General features: G+C 62.8%; 6 protein-coding genes. All 6 read right to left on the bottom strand.

The features are described 5' to 3' along the window. A partial coding sequence (gene xylA, locus XALGPE39_RS05535; protein ID WP_045727322.1) for a xylose isomerase occupies positions 1-984 on the bottom strand: 984 nt, incomplete at its 3' end. Between the two features lie 36 nt (positions 985-1,020). Then, a complete protein-coding gene (gene xylB / locus XALGPE39_RS05530; protein WP_045727321.1) occupies positions 1,021-2,514 on the bottom strand; it encodes a xylulokinase in 1,494 nt (497 codons plus the stop codon). Positions 2,515-2,801: 287 nt separating this feature from the next. Beyond that, the gene (locus tag XALGPE39_RS05525) at positions 2,802-5,693 is read right to left on the bottom strand and encodes a TIM-barrel domain-containing protein (RefSeq protein WP_045727320.1); all 2,892 of its coding nucleotides are present in this window, start codon (positions 5,691-5,693) and stop codon (positions 2,802-2,804) included. Between the two features lie 101 nt (positions 5,694-5,794). Beyond that, complete coding sequence (locus XALGPE39_RS05520; RefSeq protein ID WP_052690006.1) at positions 5,795-7,720, bottom strand: sialate O-acetylesterase; 1,926 nt, start codon at positions 7,718-7,720, stop codon at positions 5,795-5,797. A gap of 193 nt (positions 7,721-7,913) precedes the next feature. Beyond that, positions 7,914-10,769, bottom strand: coding sequence for a TonB-dependent receptor (locus XALGPE39_RS05510; protein WP_343123026.1), 2,856 nt, complete (start codon positions 10,767-10,769; stop codon positions 7,914-7,916). A 409-nt stretch (positions 10,770-11,178) separates the two neighbouring features. Further along, the gene (locus tag XALGPE39_RS05505; protein WP_045727318.1) at positions 11,179-12,141 is read right to left on the bottom strand and encodes a LysR substrate-binding domain-containing protein; all 963 of its coding nucleotides are present in this window, start codon (positions 12,139-12,141) and stop codon (positions 11,179-11,181) included. Between the last annotated feature and the right edge of the window lie 5 nt (positions 12,142-12,146).

Raw genomic sequence — 12,146 nt, 5'->3', positions numbered from 1 at the left:
CCCCACCGTGTCGTACAGATCCACCGGGAACTGGTCGGTGTCCCAGCCGTTCTGTGGATTGCCGCGATTGGCGTCGATGCTACCCAGCAACCCCGCATCCGAGGCCACCTGCAAATCGTGCTCGAAACTGTGCCCGGACAACGTGGCGTGGTTGGCTTCGATATTGAGTTTGAAATCCTTCTCCAGCCCGTGCTGGCGCAGGAAACCCACCACCGTGGCGCTGTCGAAATCGTACTGGTGCTTCATCGGCTCCATCGGCTTGGGCTCGATCAGGAAATTGCCCTTGAAGCCGATGCTGCGCCCGTAGTCGCGCGCCAGGGTGAGGAAGCGCGCCAGGTGTTCCTGCTCGCGCCGCATCTGCGTGTTGTGCAGGCACGCGTACCCCTCGCGACCGCCCCAGAACACGTAGTTCTCCCCGCCCAGCGCCACCGTCGCCTCCAACGCCGCCTTGACCTGCACCGCCGCGCGCGCCACCACGTCGAAATCCGGGTTGGTCGCCGCGCCATTCATGTAGCGCGGATGCGAGAACAGATTGGCCGTGCCCCACAGCAGCTTGATGCCGGTGTCGGCCTGACGCTGCTTGGCGATGCCGACCATGTGTTGCAGATTCTTCTCGTACTGGCCGATGGCCTCCGCGTCCGGGGCCAGATCCACGTCGTGGAAGCAGTAATACGGCACACCGAGTTTGGTGAAAAACTCGAACGCCGCATCGGCCTTGGCCTCGGCCCGCGCCAACGCGTCGCTGCCGGCGTCCCACGGATAGGCGCGCGTGCCCGGACCGAACGGATCGGCGCCGTTACCGCAGAAGCTATGCCAATACGCCACCGCAAAACGCAGGTGCGCGGCCATGGACTTGCCGCCAATCTGCTTGTCGGCGTCGTACACCTTGAACGCCAGCGGGTTGTCCGAGGCCTTGCCTTCGAACGGAATGCGGCCGATGCCCGGAAAATATTCCTTGGCGCCGATGTAAACGGAGTTGCTCATTGCAAAGTCCTGATATGCGTGATGGGGGAGAGGGGATCAACCCGCGTAGAGCGGGCCAATGGCCTGCAAATGTTGCAGGAAGGTACGGTAATGCGCCTGGTACTGTGCGCCGCGCTGCGCATCCGGCTGCGCGGACAGTGCCGCATCGTTCTGTTGATGCTGCAGCACGACCTCGGCCAGACTGGAACGCGCGCCCTGGCCATGAGCATCCGCCCACAGCGCCTGCAGCGCGGCGCCGAACGCGGCTCCTTCGGCCTGAGCCGGTACATGCACCGGCAACGCAAACAGATCGGCGATGAGCTGACGCCAGCCGGCGCTCTTGCTGCCACCGCCGGTGACGTAGATCGAATCAAAACGCAGGCCGGCATCGACAAACGCATCGAAGCCGTTGCGCAGGCTATAAGTGGCGCCCTCCATCGCCGCGCGATAGAAATGCGCCGGCGTGGTGTTGTGCAGATCCATGCCGGTCAGACACCCACGCGCGGCAGGCAAATTGGGCGTGCGCTCGCCGTTAAAGAACGGCATCAGCAGCAAACCACCGGCGCCGGGCGCGGTAGCGTCGAGCAATGCCTCGCCCTGCCCGGTCTGGATGCCGAACAAACGCGAGATCGTCTCGGTGGCGACGGTGCAATTCATCGTGCAGATCAACGGCAGCCAGCCGCCGCTGGAAGAGCAGAACGCAGCCCAACGCGCATCGGGGTCCACCACCGGGTGGTCCGCATAAGCGAACAGGGTACCGGAGGTGCCTAGGCTCATGGTGAGACGCCCAGGCACGACATTGCCGGTGCCGATCGCGGCCATCATGTTGTCGCCGCCACCAGTGGCGACAAGGACTTGGCGCGGCAACCCCAGTGTCTGCGCCGCCGTGGCGGACAGGGCGAAGGTGGTCTCGGTGGGTACCAGCGGCGGCAGCGCCGCAGCCAGGTCGCGCTGCGGATCGATCGCCTGCAACAGCGGCGCGGACCACTGCCGGCTGCGCACATCCAACCAGCCGCTGCCGGAGGCATCACCGAATTCGGTGTAACGCTCGCCGGTGAGCCAGAAGTTGACGTAGTCATGCGGCAACAGCACCGAGGTCATCGCGGCGTAGGCCGTATGACGATGCTTGCGCGTCCACGGCAGCTTGGAAGCGGTATAGCCGGCCATGATCGGATTACCGGCCAACTCCACGCAGCGCTGCGCGCCACCGACCGCCTGCATGATCTCCTCGCACTCGCGCTGGGTGCTGGTATCGCACCACAGCTTGACCGGCGCGGTGACCTGCCCTTGCGCGTCCAATGGCACGAAACCGTGCTGCTGCCCGGAAACGGCGATCGCCCGGACCTGCGCACGGCGTTCGGCACCGAGCGCGGCGAAGCAGGCAACGATACCGTCGATCCACCACTGCGCCTGTTGTTCGCGAGTGCCATCGTCGCGACTGATGAGCTCCAGCGCATGACCGTGCGTGGCGACCACGCGGCGGCTGTCCGCATCATAGGCGAGCAGTTTGACGCTCTGTGTGCCCACATCCAGGCCGATATACAGGCTCATCGCCGCACCCACCGCTCGTTGCGCAAACCCAGGTCCATTGTCGCTCCAAGATAAAAAGCGGCGGCCAGGGGCAGGCCGCCGTCGACACAGTGTAGTCCGACAGACGCCTGTTGCTCAGCCCCGCCGACCTCCGGCACGCATCGCATCAGCTTGCCGGCGCGCCTGCGATGTGCATCGAGGCAAGTGCGAAGCAAACTGGAGCGCCTGGAAACACGGCATGCAGCAACGTCTGTGTGCACTGCAACAAGTGTGTGCGCTGCAGCAAGGCTCGTGGGCGGGCTCCGGAATCAGTGCAGCGCCGGGGACGAAGCCACAGGCCTGGCCACACGCACGGCATCGCCACGATACTGCACCTGCAGGTCGGCCCTGGGCTCAAGTGCGCCGGTATCGGCACGCGGACCATCGACGAAGCGCACCTTGAAGGTACGCCGGGCCTGCATCCCCGGCCAGCGACCCTCGCGCGCGCCGATGGTCAACACCCCTGTGCGCTGGTCCCAGGCCAATGGAATCCGGCTGAATTGCCCCTGCTCGTAGCCGTAGCCATTGCCATCGTCCTCGTACAACGAGAAGCGACCATCGGCCCCCGTATAGACCACAAGCGTCAGCGGCGCATCCGGCGTTTCGTCAACGTACTGCTGCACGCGCGCGGTCGGCACGATCGCGCCGGCACGCACGAACAACGGCATGCGCTCCAGCGGCGCGGCCGCATCAATGGTCTGGCCGCCGTCGTAGCGCTTGCCGCTGTTGAAGTCGATCCAACTGGTCCCGGCCGGCAAGTACACCTGACGCGAGGTCGCGCCGAAACAGGTCACCGGCGCGACCAGAAACGCCGGCCCGAACAGATACTCGTCGTTGATGTCGGCGACCTTGGGATCGTGCGGGAAATCCATCGGCAAACCACGCATGATTACCCCATCATGGTGGTAGGTGTCGCCGGCGAGGGTGTAGAGGTAGGGCAACAAGGTGTAACGCAGACGACTGTAGTACGCCATGCTGGCGTAGTACGGCGTGCCTTCCGGGGCGATGTTCCAGATCTCGCGGTACGGAAACTGCCCGTGCGAACGGAACAACGGCACGAACGCGCCGAACTGGAACCAGCGCGTATTGAGTTCGCGCCATTCCGGCAGATGCGCCGGATCCTGGTGTGCGTCATGCGTCTCCACCGCAAAACCGCCGATATCGAAGGTCCAGTTCGGCAGGCCCGACATCGACAGGTTGACGCCGGCGGAAATCTGCTCGCGCAGATCGTCCCAGCGCGATGCGATGTCGCCGCTCCACACCGCCACCGCATTGCGCTGGATGCCGGCGTAGCCCTTGCGCGAGAGGATGAACACGCGTTTGCCATCGGCAGCGCGATCACCGGCGTAGACGCCATGGGTATGCGGCAACGGATAGGAATTGAAGAACTCGGTGGAAGGCCCCAGCGCGGTCGGCGTAGTGCGCGCCTTGCGCTCGGCGATATCCAGGTTGGAATGCACGTCGGGTTCGTCGGCATCCAACCACCAGGCATCGAACCCCTTGCGGTTGAGCGTCTCGTCGACCTGGCGCCAGTAGATCGCCTGCGCCTGGGCCGCGTAAGGATCGTAGAAGGCATTTTTGTAACCCTTGCCGATCCAGTCGCGTTCACCGACCTGGACATTGCGTCTGTAGATGTAGCCGGCCGCGTCGAGTTCTTTGTAGTGGGCGGTGCTCGGATAGAACTTGGGCCATACCGAGATCATGATGTGCGCGTGCAGGTCGTGCACCGTCTTGACCATGCCATCGGGATCGGGGAAACGGCTCTTGTCGAAGGTGTGCGCTCCCCAGGCATCCTCGGGCCAGTAAGACCAGTCCTGCACGATGTTGTCGATGGGCAAGCTGCGCCGGCGATACTCCGCCAGCACCGCGAGCAATTCGTCCTGGCGTTTGTAGCGTTCGCGGCTCTGCCAAAACCCATAGGCCCATTTCGGCAGCAACACCGCCTTGCCGGTGAGCGCACGGTAACCGGCGATGACTTGATCGGCGTTGTCGCCGGCGACGACGTAGTAGTCGATCATCTGCCCGGCCTCGGACCACAGCGACAGATCCTTCGCCTCGGTCGCCGGTAAGGGATCGCGATGCAGCAGCGCGATGTAGCTGGGATCGATCAGGTTCCATTCCAGCTTCAGCGTATGCCGCTGGCCCGGCTTAAGCTGCAACGCGAACTCATGGTGCCAGGGGTTCCAGTTCTGCCGCCAGCGGTCGAGCACCAGCCTGCCGTCGATCCACAGCTTGGTGTATTCGCTGGCATACAGCGAGAACGTATGTTCGCCGCCACTGCGGGCTTCGAACGCGCCCTCCCAGACCACCTGCATGCGGCGCGTGTCGCCGGGCTTGACCTGTTTCGGAAACTTGGCGAGATCCTTGATGTACTGGTAGTCGATCTCCTTCTCGCGCCGTTCCAATACCGGCTTGCCGTCGAGCGCATAGCGCGCCGTCAACGCACCGGGCTTGCCCTGCGCGTCGTACAGGGTCAACGATGCCGGTAGCGGTTGCAGACCGCGCGGATCGCCCATGCGGGTGATCGCGTTGTTGTCCCACAAAATGCCGTAGTGGCGGCTGGATAGAAAAAACGGCACCGCCATGTCCAGATTGCTCTGCAACAGTTCGATGTTGTGCCCTTTCTGATTCATCCAGCCTTGCTGATGCTGGCCGAAGCCATACAAGGCCTCATCGTCCGGTGAGGCGAAGCGCTGACGCACACTGAAGTACGCCTTGCCCTCCACCGTCAACGGGACAAAGCTGCGCCCACCCGGCACTTCCGACAACAACGACCGGCCGTGCGCATCGACAACACTGACGTGACCATCGATCGTGGAGACTTGTGCGCTCAATCTGGCGGTCCGGATCCGCACCGCATCGCCCTGACGCTCGAAACGGAAGCCGGTATCGCCCTGCACCGGCACACGCATCAGGCTCGGGGTGCGTTGGAAGGTGCCATGCGGATCGGCACTGACCCGCAACAGATTGCTGTCCACCACCTGCAGGCGAACCGGCACGCTGCCCTTGGCGCTGGGCCGCACGGTGATGCCATCGGCCTGCTGGGTCACCTGCTGGGCGAGCGCGCCGTCGGCAACGCACACACTCATCGCCAAAACCACGGCGAATAGATGCCGCAGCGGCGTCATCATCGAACGGACGGTGTGACTGGAAATATGCATCCTCGTTCCCTTCCCACACGCAAACCTAAAATTGCAGCAGACACCTGCAACCAGCACACCATGCTGGCTGCGGGATAAGAACCACCGGAAAGCGCCGCAGCTCACCAGGTATCGGTACGGAACGGAGACACTGGCAATTGCTCGCGATTGACCAGGTTGGCGTCGGCCGGGTTCTCGCTCCAGGCGTAACGCACCGACTGCGGCTGCGGCACCGCCGCGCTGCGCACCAGCACGTGGTCGCCCTCGATGCGCGCTTGCGCAGGATGAAAGCGGCGATCGGCTCCGGCAACAACGAAACCATGCAATTCCCCGCCACCACGTACTGCCAGCGCGCTGCCGCGCAGATCGAAACGCAGCCTCGCCTGACCGTGACCGAAATGCGCATCGGCCAGCATCGGCGCGGTGTAGATCAGGTTTTCACCGTAGGCGACGTGGCGCGCGGCAAGCGCCAGACGATGACCGACATCCTGCTTGTCGGGCGGATGGATATCGCCAGGCGTGCCGATATCGATGGTCACCACCTGCGCCGTCGCTGGCAGCGCCAGCGCTTTGGATTGCGATTCGCGCAGCAGCGCCCATGGACTGAGATCGTCCGTGTCGCTACCAGCACGGAAATTGGCCAGTTGCACCCACAGAAAAGGCAGTTGTGGCTGCCCGCGTTCCTCGCGCCAGTGCCGGATCAGCGTGGCGAACTGCTCGCGATAACGCAGCGCGCCGGACACGGTGGCATTACTCTCGCCCTGGTACCAGATCACGCCGCGAACCGGGAACGGCTGCAACGGATGGATCATGGCGTTATAGAGCAACGTCGGCTCGTGGTACTTGTCATCGCTCAAATTCACCGTGACCTTGGCCGGGCGGAATGTCCAACCCTGCAATAGGCGTCTGGCACCACCAGCGACTTCGACGAAACGCTCGCTATCCTCGCCATGCAGACCACCACCGCCACCGAGATCGGTCACCTGTACCGCAATCGAGTTGACGCCAGGCTTCAGCACCGTCGCCGGCACTGGATACACGCGCGCCTGGTTCCAGCGGTTGTCGGTGCTGCCGACCTGCTGACCATTGACATACGTGACATCGGAATCGTCAACCTTGCCCACGCCCAGCACAATTCCAGCCTTGGCTTCGGCGGCGCTGAGGACGAAGGAAGTGCGGTACCAGGCGATACCGTCCATGCCCTCGTAACCGCTACTTTCCCAAGTGCGTTCGACCGAAATGTGGTCCCACTGACTGTCGTCCAGATCCGCCGCACGCCACTGCTGCGCGCTGTCCTGCACCGCCGGCCAACGTGCGATGCGCTCGCGCACCTGCGCCAGGGTCCGCGCGTCCTTGGCCTGCTGCTCGGCGTTGCGCTGTGCAATCTGCGCCTGGTCCATGCCCAACGCTGAGCGGTCCATCCATGCCTCGATGGAACTGCCACTCCACGTGCTGTCGATGATGCCGATCGGCACGCTTGTCTGTTTACGCAGTTCGCGCGCGAAAAAATAAGCCACAGCGGAAAACGTGTAGGCATGCTCGGGCGTGGTGGCCTGCCATGCTCCGCCGGCCAAGCGCGGCTGCGGCTGCGGCGACCAGGTGTGCGGCACCTTGAAATCGCGCAATTGCGGGTCCTTCGCGGCGGCGATCTCGCTTGCGCTGTCGCGCGCCATCACGATCGGCATTTCCATATTGGACTGGCCGCTGGCCAGCCAGACATCGCCGATCAGCACATCGTCGATCCGCTGCTGGCTACCGTCGCCCTGCACCTCCAGCACATAGGGACCGCCCGCCGCATGCGCTGGCAATTGTGCCTGCCAGCGACCATCCAGCGCAGCGACGGCGTTGGCCTGCGCACCATCCAGACGTACCTGGATGCGCGCCCCCGGGGTAGCCCATCCCCACACGGGCATCGGCACATCGCGCTGCAACACCGCACCATCGGCGAACAGCAAGGGTAATTGCACTTTTGCCGCCGCCGGCCACGGCAGCGCCGCCACGGCCAACAGGGTCAGCCAGCGAACGGAGGAAAACCTGAAAACGGGCATGGCGTGAATCCTGGAACGTGTCATTCGAGGGCGAGATGCGTGCGAAACCGATGGAGCCACTTGCGACAAGGCGTGTGCCTTGCCCAGGCGGTAGCCGCCAGGGCAAGGCGCGCACCGAGGTTTCGGCACGCTCCGGATCGCGTCCGGCAACGCTGACCGTCAGCGGCGCGCTGCCGCTGCGGCAGGATCACCATTACCAGTTGGCGCGCAACACCAGCGAATAGCGACGGTCGTTGACGAACCAACTGCGGGTGTACAAGTGCGGATCGACCTCGCCGTCGCTATAGGACGTCGGCCCCATCAGCACCTTGGTCACCGTATTGGTGAGGTTGTTGGCCTGGATCCCCAATTGCAGGTGCGGCGTGAAGCGGTAGAACAGCGAGGCATCCAGTTGCCCGAAATCGTCCGACCACGCCGGCAACTTGGTGATCACGTCGCTGGCGGTCAACAGGTAGCGCGAGCGCCAGTTGTAGGCCAGACGCACCGACAGCGGCCCTTTCTCGTAGATCCCGGCCAGGTTGTAGCTACGCCGCGACAACCCTTCCAACGGCAGGCGCACGCCGGTGACGGTGGTCTTGGTGTAAGGATCGGTCGCGGTATTGACTCCACCATTGCTATCAACAAAGGTGAAATTGGCATTGACACCAAGGCCGCTCATCCAGCCTGGCAGGAAATCGAAGAACTGGGTATACCCGTATTCGAAGCCGCCGATATGTCCCTTGTCCATGTTGTAAGGACGCGTCACTAGCCACGGCTGGCCGTTGTAGATCTCGGTGACGGTCTGGTTGGAGAAGTAATCCCTGACGTCTTTGTAGAACAACGTCAGATACATCATGTCGCTCTTGCCGAAATACCACTCCAGCGCGGTGTCGTACTGGTTGGCCTTCATCGGTTTCAGGTTCGGGTTGCCGGCGGTACCGGTCCATTGCGTCACCACGCCATCTTGAATCGTCGCAGCGAGCAACAGATACGGCTGTAGCTGGCTGTAATCCGGACGCGCGATAGCCTTTGAAGCGGCAATACGCCACTGCAGCGCGTCGGAGAACTTGAAGCGCATATTGAAGCTCGGCAATACGTTGGTATAGCTCCCCTTGGCATTATTGGGGAAGTACTGCCCGGTGTACTCCGCCGCCAGTGCGGCCGAAGAGGTGCTGGCAGATAGGTCGGGAAACTGACCATAACCCGTCGCAGTGGTCTTGGTCTGTACCACGCGTACGCCGACATTCCCATCCACGGGAACACCCAAGGCCGTATCGTTGCCGAAGTACAGCATCATGTACGCGGCCTGGGTACGCTCGAACTGACGATTGATGTCCTGCAATTGGTAATGTTCCGGCGACCAGCCGGTACCGCGCAATGCGACGATCTGCTCGATCAACTTGGTGGTGCCGGCATAATCCTTGACCGCCGCATCGCTGGGGAAATACAACTGTTTCGGTACGTTCACATTGCCCCGGAACAGGTTCGACAAGGTGTACCAGGACGAGGATTGGGTCATGTAATCGGCCAGATCCGCCAGCCCGGTGGACGTCCCGGGAATGGGTGCCCAGTTATCCGAAATCACGCCCCAGTTGTAGCGGGTGTTCTTGTTGGTCTGGGTGCGGGAGGTGCCGCGAATACCCGCACGGAAACTGCGCAACCAGGGGTTATCGTCGTAGCTGTAGTCCAGATCGAAGCGCGTGGCCAATTCGCGGCCACTGTTTTGCCCCAGGTGATCCATCGCCGCGCTCCAGAAATAATTGGCAGGAGCGGAGAGATAACCAGGATTGGCAAGCGTCACCGAGGGGTATTTGCCACTCAGGTCGAAGGTCAGGCCCGGCAGGTAGATCGAATCGAATAGGGTGAAATCCAGCGCATCGCTGTGCGACTGCACCAACTGCATGTCGCCGCGCAGGCTCAAGCGGTCGGTCAGGCGATGGGTGAAACCACCGGACAGATCCGCGGTGGTGGTGGTCTGCTGCGCGTAGCGATTCTGGGTATAGAAGCGCACGCCGTCATTCCCGGTGATATTGCCGCGCCAGGAGCTGGACACCGGCTCACCACTGACGAAGCGACCTTCGTCGTTATAGGTGAACATGGTCCCCGGCGCAGGGCCGACCGCATTGCTCTGATCGTTGAAGAACGCCGCGTGCTCCTGCCAGTTCATGTCGTAGGTCGAGCGCAGGTACTGCACATAGATATCGGTGGCATCACTGGGACGCCACTGGAACGCGGCCGCGATGCCCTTGCGCTTGCGCTCGGAATCCATTTGCCGCCAGTTGACCCCACCCGGCACATAGACCTTGGAAAAATTGGTCCCGGCCAGCAACGCCGGATCGGTACGGCGCACGAACGGCTCGACCTGCACGCCATCGCTGCGCGTGGCCATCGACGAGTACGCCGCGTCCAGCATGAACCCCATTTCGCCCAGGTCGGTGTTCCAGCGGTCACTGAACAGGAACGAGCCGGACGGCTTGTAGGTCTTACTGAGGTCGCCGTAGTTGGCGTCGGCGTTGAAAGCGATGCTGCGCCCCGGCTGGTCGAACGGCATGCGCGTGCGCAGGTTCACCGTACCGCCAAGTCCGCCTTCAATGATCTCGGCCGATGGATTCTTGTAAACGTCCACACCGGCCATCAGTTCGGCCGGGACATCCTCGAAGCTGAGGCCACGACCACTGGCGGCGCTGAAGCTGTCGCGACCATTGAGCTCACCGCGGACCTGGGTCATGCCGCGAATCATCACGCCACTGCCTTCGGCAGAGAAATGATCAGGATCGTTGCGGGCCATGAAGTGATCGATGGTCACGCCACTGACCCGCTGCAGGCTCTCGGTCACGCTGCGATCGGGGAGCGCGCCGATATCCTCGGAACTGACCGAATCGACGACTTGTTCAGCATCGTGTTTGATCGACTGCGACTTGATCAAACTGCCGCGCACGCCTTTGACCTGCACCGCATCGAGTTCGGTGACGGACGCATTTTTTTTATTGCCGCTATCGTCGGCCTGCTGTGCCAGTGCCTGCGCACTGAGCAATAAACCGATACTCACAGCGATGACGGAGCGGGCCAGAATGTGCGTTGCACACGGCCGTTCGGTCGGCAGAGCCGAGCCGAGTGGGTACTGCGATGACATGACCAATCCCTCCCAGGATACACGCACACAGACACAGGCAACGGATGCGCGAAAACGCTCCGCCAGATAAGTTGAAAAAATAAAAACGTGACAAGAACCACAGCGGATCGATGGCCGCATGAGCGCCATACACGGCGCTCACATCGCATTAACTATCCACCGTAATGGAGCGAGACTAGGAACGAACCACAAAACGAACAAATGAAAGTTTCCGGATGAGCTATGTGCGTTTGGACTATGTGAACCCACTCGCACATCTCACCCGCACCCACGCGGGTGACACGCACACGCACGCCTTCATCAACACCCCAATTGCTCCGCAGCCGCAATCGCGGCACCACACAGCTCACGCCAGCGACACATGCTCCGGATACAAACGTCGTGCTGCGTTGCGCAACGCCATCAACACGCGCTCGGCACCCGGTGGCAGCAGGTAATCGCGACGACGGATGATTCCGAACGACTCCATCCGCACGCCCAACCCAATCGGCAGCACCGTCAGCAGTTTGGCCTGCACATAGGGCGCCACCGCCTCCGCCGGCAACGCAGCGAGTAGATCGCTGCCACGCAACAAACTGGTGATCACCGGCAACGACGAGGTTTCGATCACGTTCTGCGGCACCGGCACCGCATGTTCCAGAAACATCGCATCCAGGCGTGCGCGCAACACGCTGTCCAGCGGTGGCAACACCCAGCCGTACCGCGCCAGATCAGCATGGCGCAGCTCCGCGCGGGCGGATAACGGATGACCGGCACGCGCCACCACCGAATGCGGCTCGTCCGCCAACGGCTCGAAGTCCAGTTCCTCGCCGCCGTATGGGCCAAGGATGCGACCGATCACGATGTCGAGCTGGCCATCCAGCAGCCTGGCCACCAGTGGCCGGCTGTAATCCATCTCCACCCGTACCAAGATGCCCGGAAACTCGCGCTTGACCTCGATAATCGCCTGCGGCACCAGATTGGTCCCCGGGTTGACCACCGTGCCGATCGAAACCTGACCCACGCGCCCTTGGCGCAGCGCGGCGATCTCCTCCTGGGCACGACCGATCTCCGACATCGCCGCGCGGGCGCGGCGGATCAGCACCTGCCCATACCAGGTCGGCTCCACCCCACGCGCATGCCGCTCGAACAGGCGCACCCCCAACAAGTCCTCCATCTCTGCCAGCAACTTGGACGCCGCCGGCTGGGTCATGCTCGCCGCCTCTGCGGCGCGCAACACGGAACGGTGTTCGTGCAACTGCAGCAACAGCAGCAGATGCCGGGTCTTCAAGCGCGATGCATTGAACCAGGGATTATTGGAAGCGATCATCGTGA

This window comes from Xanthomonas sp. GPE 39 (genome assembly GCF_000963005.1).
Classification (GTDB): Bacteria; Pseudomonadota; Gammaproteobacteria; order Xanthomonadales; family Xanthomonadaceae; genus Xanthomonas_A.
The sequence above is the reverse complement of the archived record's forward strand: the minus strand, read 5'-3'. Positions and strand labels throughout refer to the sequence as shown.